The 16,212-nt window shown below is 34.9% G+C and carries 13 protein-coding genes, 1 tRNA gene and 2 pseudogenes; 8 read left to right on the forward strand and 8 right to left on the reverse strand.

Annotated features, from left to right (window positions below):
• Positions 1–33 precede the first annotated feature (33 nt).
• Both ACEL90_RS03700 and uvrC read left to right on the forward strand, forming a co-directional pair.
• Positions 34–1,327, forward strand: a pseudogene (locus ACEL90_RS03700) (IS4 family transposase).
• A 14-nt stretch (positions 1,328–1,341) separates the two neighbouring features.
• Positions 1,342–2,594: pseudogene (gene uvrC, locus ACEL90_RS03705) on the forward strand (excinuclease ABC subunit UvrC); the annotation flags it as partial.
• Positions 2,595–2,688: 94 nt separating this feature from the next.
• Here uvrC and ACEL90_RS03710 read toward each other — a convergent pair.
• A tRNA-Arg gene (locus tag ACEL90_RS03710) sits at positions 2,689–2,765 on the reverse strand.
• Between the two features lie 147 nt (positions 2,766–2,912).
• On the opposite strand from ACEL90_RS03710, the gene ACEL90_RS03715 reads away from it, so the two are divergent.
• From ACEL90_RS03715 to ACEL90_RS03735, 5 genes are all read left to right on the forward strand, one after another.
• Complete coding sequence (locus ACEL90_RS03715; protein ID WP_006280146.1) at positions 2,913–3,686, forward strand: ABC transporter ATP-binding protein; 774 nt, start codon at positions 2,913–2,915, stop codon at positions 3,684–3,686.
• 128 nt (positions 3,687–3,814) lie between these two features.
• Positions 3,815–3,982, forward strand: coding sequence for a twin-arginine translocase TatA (gene tatA, locus ACEL90_RS03720; RefSeq protein WP_006013840.1), 168 nt, complete (start codon positions 3,815–3,817; stop codon positions 3,980–3,982).
• A 166-nt stretch (positions 3,983–4,148) separates the two neighbouring features.
• The gene (locus ACEL90_RS03725; RefSeq protein ID WP_423348677.1) at positions 4,149–4,805 is read left to right on the forward strand and encodes an exopolysaccharide biosynthesis protein; all 657 of its coding nucleotides are present in this window, start codon (positions 4,149–4,151) and stop codon (positions 4,803–4,805) included.
• Positions 4,798–6,171, forward strand: coding sequence for a cysteine--tRNA ligase (gene cysS, locus ACEL90_RS03730; RefSeq protein ID WP_423348678.1), 1,374 nt, complete (start codon positions 4,798–4,800; stop codon positions 6,169–6,171). Before ACEL90_RS03725 ends, cysS begins: the two co-directional genes overlap by 8 nt.
• Before the next feature lie 6 nt (positions 6,172–6,177).
• Positions 6,178–6,597 (forward strand): YqaA family protein, encoded by a 420-nt coding sequence (locus ACEL90_RS03735; RefSeq protein ID WP_423348679.1) that lies wholly within the window; start codon positions 6,178–6,180, stop codon positions 6,595–6,597.
• 83 nt (positions 6,598–6,680) lie between these two features.
• On the opposite strand, the gene ACEL90_RS03740 is transcribed toward ACEL90_RS03735, so the two are convergent.
• The 3 genes from ACEL90_RS03740 to gatB all read right to left on the reverse strand — a co-directional run bounded on the left by ACEL90_RS03740 (position 6,681) and on the right by gatB (position 11,006).
• Positions 6,681–8,399, reverse strand: a complete 1,719-nt coding sequence (locus tag ACEL90_RS03740; RefSeq protein ID WP_423348680.1) for an ankyrin repeat domain-containing protein — start codon at positions 8,397–8,399, stop codon at positions 6,681–6,683.
• Positions 8,353–9,159 (reverse strand): hypothetical protein, encoded by an 807-nt coding sequence (locus tag ACEL90_RS03745; protein WP_423348681.1) that lies wholly within the window; start codon positions 9,157–9,159, stop codon positions 8,353–8,355. The genes ACEL90_RS03740 and ACEL90_RS03745 overlap by 47 nt, the downstream gene beginning before the upstream one ends.
• Before the next feature lie 425 nt (positions 9,160–9,584).
• The gene (gene gatB / locus ACEL90_RS03750; RefSeq protein WP_423348682.1) at positions 9,585–11,006 is read right to left on the reverse strand and encodes an Asp-tRNA(Asn)/Glu-tRNA(Gln) amidotransferase subunit GatB; all 1,422 of its coding nucleotides are present in this window, start codon (positions 11,004–11,006) and stop codon (positions 9,585–9,587) included.
• 1,312 nt (positions 11,007–12,318) lie between these two features.
• Here gatB and ruvX point away from each other — a divergent pair.
• Positions 12,319–12,786, forward strand: coding sequence for a Holliday junction resolvase RuvX (gene ruvX / locus ACEL90_RS03755; RefSeq protein ID WP_423348683.1), 468 nt, complete (start codon positions 12,319–12,321; stop codon positions 12,784–12,786).
• Between the two features lie 44 nt (positions 12,787–12,830).
• Here ruvX and ruvC read toward each other — a convergent pair whose 3' ends face one another.
• The 4 genes from ruvC to gatA form a co-directional block, all read right to left on the reverse strand.
• Positions 12,831–13,319 (reverse strand): crossover junction endodeoxyribonuclease RuvC, encoded by a 489-nt coding sequence (gene ruvC / locus ACEL90_RS03760; protein ID WP_038199503.1) that lies wholly within the window; start codon positions 13,317–13,319, stop codon positions 12,831–12,833.
• Positions 13,320–14,147 carry a cytochrome c oxidase subunit 3 gene (locus tag ACEL90_RS03765; RefSeq protein ID WP_423348684.1) on the reverse strand — a complete coding sequence of 276 codons (828 nt, stop codon included), beginning with the start codon at positions 14,145–14,147 and terminating at the stop codon, positions 13,320–13,322.
• A gap of 47 nt (positions 14,148–14,194) precedes the next feature.
• A complete protein-coding gene (locus ACEL90_RS03770) occupies positions 14,195–14,437 on the reverse strand; it encodes a hypothetical protein (RefSeq protein ID WP_423348685.1) in 243 nt (80 codons plus the stop codon).
• Between the two features lie 174 nt (positions 14,438–14,611).
• Positions 14,612–16,081 (reverse strand): Asp-tRNA(Asn)/Glu-tRNA(Gln) amidotransferase subunit GatA, encoded by a 1,470-nt coding sequence (gatA, locus tag ACEL90_RS03775; RefSeq protein ID WP_423348686.1) that lies wholly within the window; start codon positions 16,079–16,081, stop codon positions 14,612–14,614.
• Positions 16,082–16,212 lie beyond the last annotated feature (131 nt).

Consider the following 16,212-nt stretch of genomic DNA (forward strand, 5'->3'; position numbering starts at 1 on the left):
GTTCTCCCAGATATACTTTTAGTGAGAGAACCAATGAATAAAATAACTTGCTTATCAAAAAAGCTCAAAGAATTTTTTAATGAAAAAGCAGAGAAAATCTCAATTACAACAAGGTTTATAAAAAGAAAGAGAAAGCTAAAAGGTTCATCATTCGTAAAAGCCATGGTCTTGGGTAATATAGGAGTTGATAATTGTAGCGTAGAAACAATGTTTCAATTACTAAACGAGGACTCGATAGATATAACAAAACAAGTTTAGATTTACTGAAGAAGCAGTGGAATTTATGAAAAGGATGTATAATGAATCTGTGATTCTCTTTAAAAATATCTTGCAAGTTGGTTGCAAAATCTTACAGCAATTTAATAGTGTTAAATTATTGGACAGTAGCTATACCTAACAGTATGGAAGAGATGTATAAAGGTTATGGTACTAGCTACAGTGGCTATGAAAGCAATACTAAGTCTGGAATAAAGTTACAATTAGTTTTCGACTACATGAATCAGATAATAGACCAACTTAATTTAACGGAGGGGGTAAGATCAGACCAGGGATATAGGAAACATTTAAGTAATATATTAAGCAATGATTTGCTAATATCTGATCTCGGTTATTTTGTGCCAAGTTCTTTTAAACAAATCAATGAAATAGGAGCTTATTTCATAAGTCGTTGATACCGACATATATGATGTAGAAACAAATCAAAAAATGGAGTTATTAGAATGTTTAGAGGATAAGTTATTTTTAGAAAACGAGGTATTGTTAGGAAAAGAAGCAAAAATTAGAGTAAGAATTATATGTCAGAAACTAACTGAATATGGCCAGAAGAAGGAAAGCTAATAGATTAGCAAGATCGCAGGGATATACATCCTCTAAAAGAAATCAAAAATTGTTGAACTGGTCAATATTTATAACTAATGTTCCAGAAAATAAAATTAGTGCTGAGCAAGTATTAACGATTTACAGAGTAAGGTGGCAAATTGAGTTATTATTTAAATTGTATAAAAGCCATACCAGGCTTGATAAGCTAAAAGGAAAGCCATGCAGAGTATTATGTGAACTATATGCTAAATTGTGCGCAATTCTTATATTTCACGGCATAGTTGGTTGCACAGAAGTGAAAAAGAATACAGAACTTAGCTTAACAAAGGCATTTATTGAGCTAAAAAGGCGGGTTAGAGAGTTATTTTTAGTATTAACCAAAATTAATAGTTTAAAAGCATTTCTTAAAAAACTCACTATAACTTGGTCGCGATTTTCATTAAAAGACAAACGTAGAAGGGCTAGAGTATCCACTTTAACCTCTCTAAATTTGCTCACAATCTCTTAACTTGACGCGTATGATCAGTAAAACAGGCACGAAATACATTGCTTGGAAGAAATAAGGAAGTGAAAGAACAGTTACTTTTCACAATGAGAAAGTGCAGCAGTGAAGAAAACTATGAGCTTGCTGCTATATATAGAGATCGGGTAAAGTTTCTTGAGCAAATTCAAATACAGCACACGGATTTTTCTTTTGAAAAAGATGCAGATTTCTTCAGTATTGTACGTGAAGAGGATCTAGCATGTATTAGTGTGTTATCGTTCAGAAATAAAGACAACTACGGCAGCACTCCTTACTTTGCCGAGAACTGTGGTGATCACTCAAATGATGAAATTTTATCCACCTTTTTGGTCAATTTTTATAATTCAGCTAACATACCTCCAATACAAATTTACGTTCCAGATTCTATTGTGGATAAGGAAATTATAGAACAAGCACTATATAAGGTTGCTCAAAAGCCAGTAAAAGTTCTGCATGCAAAGAATAAAAAAGAGCGTGATTTATTGAAATTTGTTTATGATAACTCTCAGCATAGCTTAGAGCAGAAGCTTATCGATTATAGAAATAACCTAGAAAAGCTTGAAGAGCTTAGCAAAATCTTCTTGTTACCAAACATTCCAAAGCGTATTGAGGTTTATGACAATAGCCATATATTTGGAAACCAACAAATTGGTGTAATGGTTGTTGCAGGGCAGGAGGGTTTTTTAAAAAGTGAGTACAGAAAATTTACTATAAAGGAAAAATTTTCAGGCGATGACTATAAAATGATGAGGGAAGTGCTAACCAGACGTTTCTCCGGCAATATAAAAGGCATAATACCTGATTTTTACTGATTGATGGTGGACCAGGACATGTTTCCATAGTACAGAATGTACTGGAAGTATTGAATATAAACGTTCCTTTTGCTTGTATGGCAAAAGGTCCTGATCGTAACGCAGGAAATGAAAGATTTTATATGCTGGGCAGGGAAGAATTCAGTCTGGCAAATGACAGCAAAGTCATGCTTTACTTACAATCGTTGCGTAATGAAGCCCACCGTTTTGCGATAACTTCACATAGAAAAAAACGCGATAAACAGTTTATAGTTTCACAATTAAGCAAAATACCCGGCATTGGCAACAAAAGAAAAAAAGCGTTGATGTCTTATTTTGGTTCAGTGAAAAATATAAGCAAAGCTTCTCTGGCTGAAATTCAAAACGTACCTGGAATTAGTAAAGGTTTAGCAGAAGTCATTCTTAAATACGTGAATTATAAGAGAGGAGTACTGGAATGACACAAAACCCGTTTTATTATTAGGGAATTTATATCTTAAAACCGCAAAAAAAGGTGTGCGTATTTGTGAAAAAAAATCTCCATAAAATTTAATGTGGTGGGACTAGTGCGATTCGAACGCACGACCTTCGGATTAGGAGTCCAAAGCTCTATCCTGCTGAGCTATAGTCCCGTGTTTCCTACCATTCATGTAAAGTTATAGCAAAAAATCCTTTCTTTTCTAGATTTCTTGCATAACCAATTTATGACGACAAAAAACATTTCTGTACTTCTTGAGTATAATGCTATTATATTTAATAACATGGTTTAAGTAAGATTAATGCTAGTTAACAATATTGGTTATTTCTATAACAATCAAAACGACTTTGCTTTAAGCAATATAAACATTAAAGTAAAGAAAGGAAATGTTGCATGTTTATTGGGGCATTCTGGCTGTGGCAAGTCAACAATTTTGAAATTAATTGCGGGGATAGAAAATCCAAAATCTGGAACTATTTTTATAAATGATAGGTTAGTTGCAAGTAATAAGGCATCAGTCGCTATAGAGCATAGAAATATCGGATTGATTTTTCAGCATTCTGCATTATTTCCTCATAAAACAGTAGTAGAAAATATAACCTTTGCTATCCGCAGCTCTTCCAAGAGAGAAAAGCACCTAATTGCATTGGAAATCTTGAAGTTACTCAATATAGAAAAATATGAAAATATGTACCCTAACGCCTTATCTGGAGGACAGCAACAATTAGTTGCAATAGCAAGAGTGATGGCACAAAACCCTGATGTTGTGTTGTTAGATGAACCATTTTCTAATTTAGATATACTGCTCAAGTGCCGAATAAGACAACATATATTGTCCCTTTTCAGAAGTAAAAATATCCCTGTGCTAATGGTAACTCATGACCCGCAAGAAGCATTGAAAGTTGCAGATTTTATCTACGTAATGAAAAATGGTAAAATTATTCAATCAGGAGTTTCTAGCGATATATACCATAAGCCTAAAGATGATACGCTAGCAAAGTTTTTTAGTGAGCTCTCTTCTACTCTACAGTTAAGCGAAAAGTTTCCACTTATTCGCTGCAAGAAAATAATCTAGTTTGGGATTGTTATAAAATAATTAAAAAACCTTGATTTATAATTAAATAAAGGTGATATAATCTATGTGTTACTTGACTTCAGTCAAGTTTTAATATTTAAAGGTCAATATTTTAAATGGAGGTGAAAATGAGTTTAGGACCATGGCAATTGTTTCTAGTCTTAATAATAATTTTAGTTCTGTTTGGTGCAGGCAGATTACCGCAAGTTATGGGTGATTTAGGAAAAGGCATCAAAAACCTTAAACAGGAGCTTAAGGACTCAGAAAAATTATCGTCTAATGAACCAGATCGTTAGCGTCCTCATACTTCGTGACACGCACCTTAGTGCATGTCATCTGTTTAAAAACTTAGTCAGGTTAAAGAATGAAAGAGATGAAGTGTTGGTATGAAATAAATAACAAATATTGAAATACAGCAACAACTATGTTAGCTTAAGAGGAATATTTTATTAAAGGATAATTGTGCAAAAAAGTGAGAAACTAACTAAAGATAAAAAACTAGCTTCTGATATTCTAAAAGAAGTTGCAGATACCAATAACAATGATAGCGATAAAGTAACTTTGTTTAACATTAAAACAGCTTTGCATGAGCGTGGTTTTGGTATTTTAATAATCATCTTCTCCTTGCCGCTATCGGTGCCTATACCGGTTCCACCTGGTTATACAACTATTCTTTCTATACCTTTAATCTTATTCTCACTGCAGCTTCTATTTGGGTTTGATTCTCCTTGGATGCCGCATTGGTTGGAAAGAAGGTCTTTTCAGCGTTCAACACTAGCTTTTGTGGTAGAGAAAACTTCTCCAGCATTAAAAAAAATAGAAAAGTTCATGAGACCGAGAATGTCTTTTATTTTCTATGGGCCCGGTGAAAAAATTTTAGCTTTTATAATGCTGCTTTGTGCGTTATCAATAGCTCTTCCACTACCTCTTACTAACTTCATTCCTGCAATTGGTACGACTCTTATTTCGCTTGGTATCATGAGTAAAGATGGGTTTCTATCCATATTGGGAGTTCTAATATCATTGTGTGGGTTATTGCTTACTCTTGTTGTAGTAGTCAAAGGGCCACAACTTATCATTGGGGCATTTTCTTTTCTCAAAAGCTTCGTATATGGTTAGGCTTTACAACACCTTAACAAAAAAAAAGGAGCTTTTTACACCTATCGATAAAGATCATGTGAAAATGTATGTTTGCGGACCAACAGTATATGACACAGCACATATAGGCAATGCACGGTCTGTTGTTGTGTATGATGTGTTATTTCAGCTACTTAAGTTTTGTTATGGCAAAGTTACCTATGTGCGTAACATAACCGACATTGATGATAAGATAATTAATGCAGCAAGTGAAAAAAATAGCAACATAGAAAGTATAACCACATATTACATTAAAGCTTTTCATGATGATATGGAAAGCATAAATTGTAAAAAACCAACATACGAACCAAAAGCAACGGAAAACGTAGATTATATTATAAAATTAATTGAACATTTGCTGCAATCAGGCCACGCTTATGAATCTGACAAACACGTGTATTTTAATATAGAATCTTACCATGAATATGGTGCTTTATCAGGAAAAAAAACTGATGAATTGGTTCCAGGTAGCAGAGTTGAAGTTAATGAAAATAAAAAGCACCCGGGAGATTTTGTGCTGTGGAAGCCTGCAAATGATATTGACTACAAACTTTCAAGTTATTGGAATAGCCCATGGGGAGAGGGCAGGCCTGGATGGCATATAGAATGCTCAGCAATGTCATATGCTTATCTTGGCAAAGATTTTGATATTCATGGTGGCGGCATAGATTTACAATTTCCTCACCATGAAAATGAAATTGCACAGAGTAAGTCTGCATTTGCTGGATCAATGTTTGCAAAATACTGGATACATAACGGCTTTCTTACAGTAAATGAAGAAAAAATGAGCAAGTCCTTATTTAATATAATCAAAGTAAGAGATTTGCTTGATAGTGGAATAAAGGGTGAAGTAATACGTTATGCACTGCTCAAAACTCACTACAGAAAACCACTTGATTGGACAGAAAACGTTATTTCTGATGCACAGGAAACCTTAAACAAATTTTATCGGTTATTACGTGGTTTAGATACAATAAATATTGATGAAAGTAACGCAGAGATTTCTAAAGATTTTATAGACGCTTTAAAAAACGACTTAAACATTCCTGAAGCTCTAGCTATATTACATGAAATGGCTGCAAAAATTAACAAAATGAGTAATGAAAGTGAAAAGCTTAAATTAACTGAGAGTTTTGTTAAGAGTGCCAGATTTATTGGTCTTCTTGAGTCAAGTTATGAAAAGTGGTTTGCTGTGGATGTAAATCATCAAGAAATAGAAAGGTTGATAGACTTAAGAAAAATTGCAAAAAAAAATAAAAATTACGATACTGCAGACAAAATAAGAAATCAGTTGAAACAAATGGGGATTACAATTTCTGACAATGAAGATGGTACAACAACCTGGTAAACTCATATGGAAAATTACTTTCTGTTATTCACAGATAGTCTAGTATCGTCGTTAGTTTTACCCATACATCAAGGTTTTGTGTTCAATACGATGCTTTATTTCAGGTCGTATTACACTCCACTACTGATGTTATTTTTTGGAGTACCAGGATCAAGCCTTGGTGGAATAGTTAACTGGTACTTAGGTAGAATAACAATCTCTATACAAAAATCATACCACAAACTAGAGAACGAGCATAAAACACCAAAAATCGTAAGAAATCTACTGATTTGTGCAGTTGCATTACTTTCATGGGTGCCAGCACTTGGAAGTGTGATTCAAATTTTATCAGGTTATTTCAAGTTAAACCTTTATATCCTTGCCCCTTTAATCATTCTATCTAATTTCTTCTATTTGTTATATCTAATACTTACTTTTGGAGTATAACAGCTATAGTACTACAGCCATTAAAGCCCACTTCTGTCATCCTATGCCCTGATAGAAGCGGAGCTATAAATTAAATGCAAAATTCAGTAGTCATAGGATGCACCATGAGCTAAAAGCAATTCCACAAGCTCTTGGTGATTATTATTAGCTGCATAATACAATGCTGTTTTTCCTTCATTATTTTTAGCGTTAACATCGGCGTTGTGTTTTAGCAGTATTTTTGCCACAGCAACTTTTCCCATTACGGCAGCAAAGTGTAGTGGCGTATCGTCATCTTTGTTCTTGGTATTAACACCTTTTTCGGCAAGGTATTCTACTATTTCCAAATTTTCACGAAAAACAGCACAGTGTAATGGAGTCAAGCCATCTTTATCCATAGCATTGACATTAGCGCCTTTGTTTACAAGATGTTCTACTACATCTAAATCACTATTACTAGCAGCTAAATGCAGAGGTGTTTTATAATAAATATCCCTAGAATTAATATCAGCTCCTTTCTCTATAAACTTTTTCACTACAGCTAAGTAGCCTAGATAAGCAACCGAGTGTAGAGGAGTTGTACCGTCATTATCTTTTATGTTAATGTCTGTACCCTTTTCATCTATCAAGTATTCTACTACATTCAAGCTTCCATCCTGAGCAGCATAGTGCAACAGAGTACTGCCGTCTTTGCTCTTAGCACTAATGTCAGCACCTTTACTAACAAGGTACTTTACTACATCTAATCTTCCATTATAAACAGCAAAGTGTAATGGAGCGTGACCAGAATTATTTTCAACATTAACAGCCATTATCAATTTACCTGGGAAATGTGTTGATATATGTGTGAGTATAGCCTTAATTGCTTTAAAATCACCACTTGCAGCAAGCAAGTGCAAAGGAGTACTTTTCTTTATAAAAAATGGTTTCCTATGTATACAAGATGAGTTAAAGTAAAAATCATCAATCAACTTACCATATTTACTTGCATATTCCCAAATAGACACAATGTGACTGATTGCTATATCACCACTATTTATCAATTCCAGAGCTTTTCTAAGAACTTCTTCTTCCCGGACTGCCTTTTGTAAATTCAACTCAGTTACTTTCTGCACTAGTCTGTGAATGTTTGCCACTCCTTTTTTTAAGTCAATTATTGAATATCTATCGAGTAGCTCAACAGCCTTCCATAACTTTTCCTTATCCTCTGCTATTAACTTTGAAAAGACTTCTTCTATATGAATCTTGTCAGGAGCAAGATAAGCCATTACTTCTAGAATCTTCAATGCTTCTGGCCCACATTCTCTTTTTGCTATAGCATCAATCGTAATTTTCCAAGCTATGAATGTTGTTTTAGTATAACGGTCACTTTTATATTTAGACTCAAAGTCGAGCAGTTTCTCTGCTTCTTTTTCATACCTTTTTAGGTAGTCACTAACCCCAACTCTTTCTTCACCTCTGCGACTTAATACAATGTTGCTTTCATTTATATATGCAATTGCTTGCCCCAAAGCTAGTGGGAAATATTGTAACTCCTCTGTTAGTTTTTTTATTTCTTCATCTTGTAAATTATCTTTTATATTTAAAGCCCTCTTGACAAACCTTATAGCCTCCGTTTTTTTGAATACACCTAGCTGTATTGTTTTTATTTTTTCCTCGTCTTCTGCTATTCTCCAATCTTTATTACGAGAAGTAATTAAAATGTAAGGTTTTTTATGTCTAGGGTGTAAAGATGAAGGTAAAAACCTTTTAATGTCTTCATATCCCTCAGCATTATCAAAAATGAACAGGCTTCTCCTTCCCCTTCTTGCAAAAAAAAGCATATACTTCTCTAACAATGTTTTCTATCGTCTTGTCCCTTTCGTGCCTATCTCTGGTAGGAATGCCTAATCTATTATTAGCTAAATCCAGGAAAGAATTTTTCATAGTTTCAGTGCTTTCAACATCTATCCAGATAGCATTAACATAATAATCCTTTCCATATTTGTAAGTATATTTCCTAGCCAACTCACTTTTACCTACTCCTCCAAGACCGCTAATAGAGGCAACCTGCGATATCACCGCTTGTTTTTTTGCACTTCTTTGTAGCATATTATGCAGAGCTGTTAACACTCTGCCTCTACCAGTAAAAGATGCCACTGGCTCTATTATGCCAAACCAAACCGCCCCTAAAATTTCCTCTCTTATTCTTTCAAGAAGAGCTTTTGCTTTCTCATATGATAGAAACTCCTCTTCTTCTTTTTCCAGCAAAATCAGCACTTCTTCCTGGTAACGGCTGTAGAAGTGACTTGCATCAGTATTGCTGAATTCCTTGCCCAATTCACTCTTAATAATTTCACTAAGTTCAGTTCCGCTTGGCAAATTGACTGCAAATACTAATTTATTTAAAAAGTCTTCTATTTCTTTATCGCTGACTTCTCTACCTACCTCACGCTTTATAAAATTCTTATTCTCCTGCAAATATGAGATAATGCTATCATCAAATTTATATCTTATACCATCACCTACATCCAGAAACTCATCTTGTGTGTCTATTCTTATGACTGAAATTTCCTTTCCTTTATTCTTCCCACTCGACATCATTCTCAGCTTTCTTACTGGATGCGATGTCGAATCCGCGGAATCAAAATCATCATTTGTAATAATGACAAAATCCTCTATTTCACCCTCAAACTCTCCACTACTTTTGATCTTTAAATAAGCAATGAGATATTTTATTAAGCCAAACGCACCATTCTTTCCCGGTGTTAATAAGTCACCTATGCTGATCTTTTTGTGCCTACCCTGCCTGTGCTTGACTTGTATGAATCTATGTACTATTTTCCCATCTTGTTCATACCGAAGAACAATATCATCAAAATCCTTAGCTGATTTTTTTCTCTGTGAATAGGCGGAAAGAATACTCTCTATCTACTGCATGTTTAGGAAACAGCATTAGCCATCTCGCTTGATACATAATACCATGAAAGGTGCGCTTAACCGCCGGGCAGGATAATCTTACAGGCACCTCACTCTAATCTCTCACTCAAAATTGAATTCACCACATCAGGGCTGGCTTTTCCTTTGGTAAGTTTCATAACTTCGCCGACAAAGAATCCGTATAACTTTGTTTTACCGCTTTTGTATTCTTGAACTTTATCTTGGTTGTTATTGACGATTGTGTCGATAACTCCTGATATTTGACCTCTATCGGTTATTTGTTTTAGGTCTTGCTCTTCTATAATTAAAGATGCAGGTTTGCCAGTTTCAAACATACTATCGAATACCTGCTTGCCAAGTTTAGCAGAGATTGTTCCATCAACGATAAAATCTAAGAGTTCGGACAGGGCATTGGCTTTGATTGGGGAGCTCACAATATCAATACCTACTTTATTCAAACGACCAAAAAGCTCTACGGTTAACCAGGTAACGGCGAGCTTTGAATCATGTTTTTTTATCAATTCCTCAAAATAATCAGCAATTGCTTTATCGGAGGTAATGACGTTTGCATCGTATTCGTTGATACCCAATTCCTCAATGTATCGCAGCTTTTTTTGATCTGGTAACTCGGGTAAAGATGATTTAATAGAATCGATTTTATCCTGGCTTACCTCAACAGGTAATAAATCAGGCTCAGGGAAGTATCTATAGTCGCTTGCATCCTCTTTGCTTCTCATCACTTTTGTTTTTCCCAAAGCAACATCAAATAATAAGGTATCTTGACTTATTTCTTCTCCACTTTCTAAAATTTCAATTTGTCTTTGTATTTCATAGTCTATAGCTTGCACAATATAACGTATCGAGTTCAGATTTTTTATCTCACAACGAGTGCCAAATGTACTACTGCCTTTTAGGCGGACAGAAACATTTGCATCACAACGAAGTGATCCCTTTTCCATATCACCATCACACGAACCAATGTAACGCAAAATCTGCCTCAATTTTTTCATGCATTCTGCAGCTTCCGCAGATGAACGGAGATCTGGCTCTGAAACAATTTCCATTAAGGCAACCCCTGCACGATTTAACTCTACATAAGTTCTGCTTTCCCCATGAACGCTCTTTCCTGCATCTTGCTCTAAATGAATTCTCGCAATTCTTATTTCTTTTTCATTGTCGTTGATAAATACTCTACCGTTTTTAACTATCGGCTCAAAAAACTGAGTTATCTGGTAACCTTGCGGTAAATCAGGATAAAAATAATTTTTCCGATCAAAGTAAGAACACTTATTAATTTCTGCAGAAAGTGCAAGACCAGTGCGTATTGCTTGCTCTATGCAGTAATAATTTAGTATTGGCAGCGTACCTGGCATTGCCGCATCAACTAGAGAAACTTGAGTGTTATGCTCAGCACCAAATTCCGTTGATGAGCTAGAAAATAGCTTCGTATTAGAAGAAACTTGAGCGTGTACCTCAAGCCCAATTACCGCTTCCCAATCCTCTTTCGTCATGTATTTTATTTAAATGATAATCTTAATATTCTGCAAAATTAGCACAAAAAGTCAAAACAAAACTCATGTTAGCTAAGTGGTATGCAGATTGTTTTACCCATAGAAACGGGTTAAATGCAAAAGATTACTTGACAAGCTTCGCCAGCCCTCTTATCATAAAATTGAGGCTATTTATTTATCTTCTCTGTACAGATTAAATGACAAAAAACTCACGTATCTGGCGTCTCATGTTTAATTTTTTGCACTATGTGCACCTTATGTCTTTATAAAACTTCTACCTACATAAGCTGAAACGCGCTTATAAAGCGTTTAAAACATAAAAAAACGCCAACTTAAAAAATGGATAGTGAATAACTAGCTACCCTAGGGTTTCTTTTGCCTTTTTTTTCTGTTTAGTAAATTTCTTAACGTTTATAATTTAGATTAGTTTCGGTTTAAAAGCAACTGAATCGCGGTTATTAAGTGTTTAGAATAAAAAAACGCCATACTTGAAAGTATAATGTAAGTAATTAGCCAACCACGGGGCTTCTTTTGCCTTTTTTTTATTTGGTAAATTTCTTAATATTTATAGCTAAACGATAACCGTCATCCCGCTACTTGTTAACGGCCGAGATACCGCGAATGAATTGCGGTATGACGTAGGATTGCTGTCATTCCAGTGCCAAGCACTGGGATCCAGCCTTTATTATTTGGTTGAAATTAAGTCTTCTGGATCCCAGTGGGCTTTGTTGCATCGCTAGCTATGATGGATTAAAGATAAAAAAGATAGGGAATATCAGTAGCTTATTATTCTGGTATTTATAACAAGAACGGTCAGTGAATACCTAAATTTGAGTAAAAGAAATTTCACTACCACTCACTAATCCGGCTAAAATTCAAGAATTTCAATGCTTTAGCTATTTTCAATAGAATTAAATTTATTAATATAAATAACAAATTACTATTCTTAAATTTGATCAGATTGATTGCAAAAAAAACAAGATTTTCAATAGGTTACTCATAATCCTAACTATAGTTAGCCTTTCATAAGTAGCGATGCAACAAAGCCATCCCAGTGTCAGCTACTTGGATGACACCATTCTTTTTCCTGGATTCCAGTGTCTGGGCACTGGAATGACATCATAGGGGCACTGCCCTTTTGGATGGAAACCAGTGTCAGCTACTTAGATGATACCTTTTTTCTACTTAGTTTGGGTTATGCAAGAAGTCTATTGCATTCCTGAGCAATTTGATTCATTATTCTTTTTGTAAAAAATTTTCTTAACTTTCTCTCCACTTTTTTGGTAAGGTCACTTTAAAGGAAGTCTAATAGATGCTACATAGAAATCCAGATGAGTTTCTAAAGTCTATTCCAAAAGATAAGCGCATAATGTGCCTTGACATGGGAGAAAAGCAAATAGGCATAGCATTTAGCGATAAAACACAGCTCATAGCCACAGCTCATAGCATATATCACAGAAAAAATATGAGCAAAGATTTAGGTTATCTGCATAGAATATTCAAAGAAAATGAATCTGGATCAATGGTAATAGGACTACCATTAAAAATGGACGAGCAAGAAACTAAATGGTGTAAAACTATAATCCAATTCACAAATAAAATAATAAAAAAATATAAAGTAAATATATACTTACAAGACGAAAGCTTCTCAACATCTATCGCAACTCATACACTAAAAATTACTGGAATATCAATCACAAAATCGAAAAAAATAGATGATAAAATCTCCGCATGTATTATTTTGCAACGAACGTTAGACAAGATAAATACAATCAAATAGTTTTTCCAGATCTGGAAATCTTCAAACTGAATCCCATATAAAAGTTACTCAACAAAACAAGAACCTTTCGTATAAGCATGACAAATTGCTACAGCAAGAGCGTCAGCAGCATGGTGGCATTTTATACTCAAATTTTTAACTATTTGCTTCACCATAAATATAATCTGATCCTTATCAGCATGGCCATTTCCGGTAATGCTTTTTTTTACATAGTTTGCATCATATTCATTCATAGTTAGCTTTGTTATTTTTAACGCTAAAATTACAACCCCTCTTGCATATCCTAAAGTTAGTGAAGATTTAGGATTTTTATTAACAAAAATTTTCTCCACCGCAGCTTCATTCGGAGAGTATAGGGAAATTACTTTCTTTAATTGTTCAAAAATTATATGTAGGCGTTCACCTGTACCCAATTTACCATCAGTTGATATGGTACCGCCGCCCAAAAATTCAATATTATTTTTTTCGTTCAGGCTGATAATGGCCCACCCAGTCTTGCTTATTCCTGGATCTAGACCTATTATTTTAACCACTTAATAAACGCTTAACCAATAGACAAACAAAAATAAAAATATCCAGACTACATCTACAAAGTGCCAATACCAGGAGGCAAACTCAAAGCACAAATGGTCCTGAAGTGTAAATTGGCCTTTCCGTGCTCTAAATAAACACACTGATAAAAATATTATTCCTATTATAACGTGTGCGCAGTGAAAGCCGGTAATCATATAAAAATTGGATGTATAAATAAGCTTTTCTCCTGTTTCTTGTAGAGAAAAACTCGCTTCATGATACTCTATTGCTTGCACTATTATAAAAAAAACTCCAAGCAATATAGTTATGGACAGCATTTTAATCATGCTCTTTTTATCATTTTTAAGTAAAGAGTGATTTGCCCAAGTAATTGTTGTACCAGAAAGCAATAATATTAATGTATTCATGAATGGTAGTGACCACGGATCAGGTGGCAAAATTCCCTCAGGGGGCCATTCAACTTTTTTTGCAGGAGAAAACGCCTCAAATAAAAAAACTGGATCAAGCCAGGCTTTAAAGAATGAACAAAAGAACACTATAAAAAATATGACCTCCGAGAGAATAAACAAGTACATTGCAAATTTGAGTCCATGTTTTACAATGGCAGTGTGACATTTGTCATAAATGGCCTCCCTTATTACATCTCTCCACCAATAAAACAGCACCCCTGATACTGCGGAGATTCCCAAAACTAAACAAAACATTCCGACAATTTGTTTATGAAGCGCGCCAACTAATCCAAGTGCAAGAATAAGAATTGCTGCTGATACAGCAATTGGCCAAGGGCTTGGATCCACTAAATGAAAATCATGTTCTTTACTTTTCATAGCATTTTAAAAAATACTTATTGAGGATACAAATTAGCTTAAAATTGTCAATGTTCCTTAGGAAATTGATTGAATCTTGAAAAATTATATGCAACGTTCAAAAAATCTAACACAAATTGTGCAGTTATTCTAAACAACTCAAGCATTCCGCTCTTTTCGTTTTCTCTTGCTCTGCTGCAATATCCATCAACAATATTTTCCAAAATAATGCATCCAGACTTTACTGAATCACTGTAACAAAAATTAAACCAATCCCTATATCTATTATTTTTCTTGAATCTATTTTTCATACCTTTATTTCCTTAACTTGACGCGTATGGTTTAATTAAGTGTGAACTGTTACACGAAAATTTTGTAAACAGATTAATATACCCTGTTTTTGCTATTCATCTAAAAATGGAACCATAGAGTACGTTGAGGAGCGTAAGCAAATTTTAATGCAAAAATTACTATCAAAAAATAGATTATGCAAGAGGTCTAATTATTCTGCCGCAATTTTGCTCTATCACACTTGCCACATTTAATATTCCAGCTTCATCATAATAATTTCCAATCACTTGCAAGGCAAGTGGTAAACCCTCATTGGAGAGCCCAACAGGAACAGAAATAGCAGGCAATCCTGCCAGACTCGCCGGCACAGTAAACACATCATTGATGCACATAATTAGCGGATCTGGCTTTTCATTTAAGCCAAAAGCTTCTGTTGGAGCAGATGGCACAAGTATGTAATCTATTTTTTCAAACGCTTTTATAAAATCATTTCTGATTAACGCCCTGATACACTGTGCTTTTTCGTAATATTCATTGTAATGACCTGAGGAAAGCGCATAAGCGCCAATTAAAATTCTTCTTTTCACCTCTTTACCGAAACCTTCTGCTCTTGTTAGTGAATACATTTCTTCAAGGGTATCAGCATCAACCCTGAACCCATAACGCACACCGTCATAACGAGCAAGATTGGATGAAGTTTCAGCAGAACAAATTAAATAATAGACTGGTATTGCATATTTAGTATGTGGCAGAGTAACGTCAACAACTTCAGCGCCATTTTCTTTTAAATAGGAAGCAACTTTCTCCCAATTATGGACTATTTCCTCTGAAATTCCATCCATCCTATATTCTTTTGGTATACCAATACGCTTACCCTTGACATCACCATTTATAAAGCTAGAAAATTTAGGCACTGGCTTTTCGCTTGATATTGAATCTTTTGTATCATAGCCACAAATTGCTTCCAGCATTAATGCTGAATCAGAGACAGAACGAGTAATGACTCCTGCTTGATCTAGAGAACTCGCAAATGCAATCATACCAAAACGCGAGCACCTTCCATAAGTTGGCTTTATTCCAACCACTCCACAATAAGCTGCTGGTTGGCGCACAGATCCACCGGTGTCACTCCCTAGTGCTCCAGCGCATAAAAATCCAGCCACCGATGCTGCAGATCCACCAGATGATCCACCAGGAACAACTTTTTCCCCATCACTTTTTCTAATCCACACATTTTCAACAGGGCCAAAATAGCTGTTTGTGTTCGCAGAACCCATAGCAAATTCATCCATATTAAGCTTACCGAGCATGGCTGCTCCACTTTTTAAAAGCAAGTCAGATACTGTAGATTCATAAGTCGGAACGAAATTTTCCAGCATTCTTGAGCATGCTGTTGTTTTTATTCCTTTTGTACAGAATAGATCTTTGATGCCAACTGGTACACCCATGAGCGGTGAGATTAAATCATCCTTTTGCCTAGAGAAACATTCATCTGCAGCTTTAGCAGCTTTCATTGCTATCTCTGGGGTTTTTGTTATAAATGCATTTAATTTCTCATTTTCAATCGCGCTAATGTGCGCCTTTACAAGTTCAACGGCAGAAAAATTCCTTTTTCTGAGCCCGTCATGCATTTGTGTAATACTTAACTTCCTTAGTTCGTTCATTAATATTTAATTTTTAGCAAGACGTTAATTGTAACATGGCACGATAAAAAATCCATACATTTATAGTTACAGCTAGAAATGTAGCTAAGGTAACTTAGATTCACCGACAATCGTCATCCCGCTACTTGTTA

It is taken from the genome of Wolbachia sp. wLmal (assembly GCF_049435495.1).
Taxonomy (GTDB): domain Bacteria; phylum Pseudomonadota; class Alphaproteobacteria; order Rickettsiales; family Anaplasmataceae; genus Wolbachia; species Wolbachia pipientis.

Excerpts from the sequence above, each read along its gene's own strand:
- ACEL90_RS03715 (WP_006280146.1), top strand. The coding sequence starts at position 2,913 with ATGCTAGTTAACAATATTGGTTATTTCTATAACAATCAAAACGACTTT.
- tatA (WP_006013840.1), top strand. The coding sequence starts at position 3,815 with ATGAGTTTAGGACCATGGCAATTGTTTCTAGTCTTAATAATAATTTTA.
- cysS (WP_423348678.1), top strand. The coding sequence starts at position 4,798 with ATGGTTAGGCTTTACAACACCTTAACAAAAAAAAAGGAGCTTTTTACA.
- ACEL90_RS03735 (WP_423348679.1), top strand. The coding sequence starts at position 6,178 with ATGGAAAATTACTTTCTGTTATTCACAGATAGTCTAGTATCGTCGTTA.
- ACEL90_RS03740 (WP_423348680.1), bottom strand. The coding sequence starts at position 8,399 with ATGCTTTTTTTTGCAAGAAGGGGAAGGAGAAGCCTGTTCATTTTTGAT.
- ACEL90_RS03745 (WP_423348681.1), bottom strand. The coding sequence starts at position 9,159 with ATGATGTCGAGTGGGAAGAATAAAGGAAAGGAAATTTCAGTCATAAGA.
- gatB (WP_423348682.1), bottom strand. The coding sequence starts at position 11,006 with ATGACGAAAGAGGATTGGGAAGCGGTAATTGGGCTTGAGGTACACGCT.
- ruvX (WP_423348683.1), top strand. The coding sequence starts at position 12,319 with ATGCTACATAGAAATCCAGATGAGTTTCTAAAGTCTATTCCAAAAGAT.
- ACEL90_RS03765 (WP_423348684.1), bottom strand. The coding sequence starts at position 14,147 with ATGAAAAGTAAAGAACATGATTTTCATTTAGTGGATCCAAGCCCTTGG.
- ACEL90_RS03770 (WP_423348685.1), bottom strand. The coding sequence starts at position 14,437 with ATGAAAAATAGATTCAAGAAAAATAATAGATATAGGGATTGGTTTAAT.
- gatA (WP_423348686.1), bottom strand. The coding sequence starts at position 16,081 with ATGAACGAACTAAGGAAGTTAAGTATTACACAAATGCATGACGGGCTC.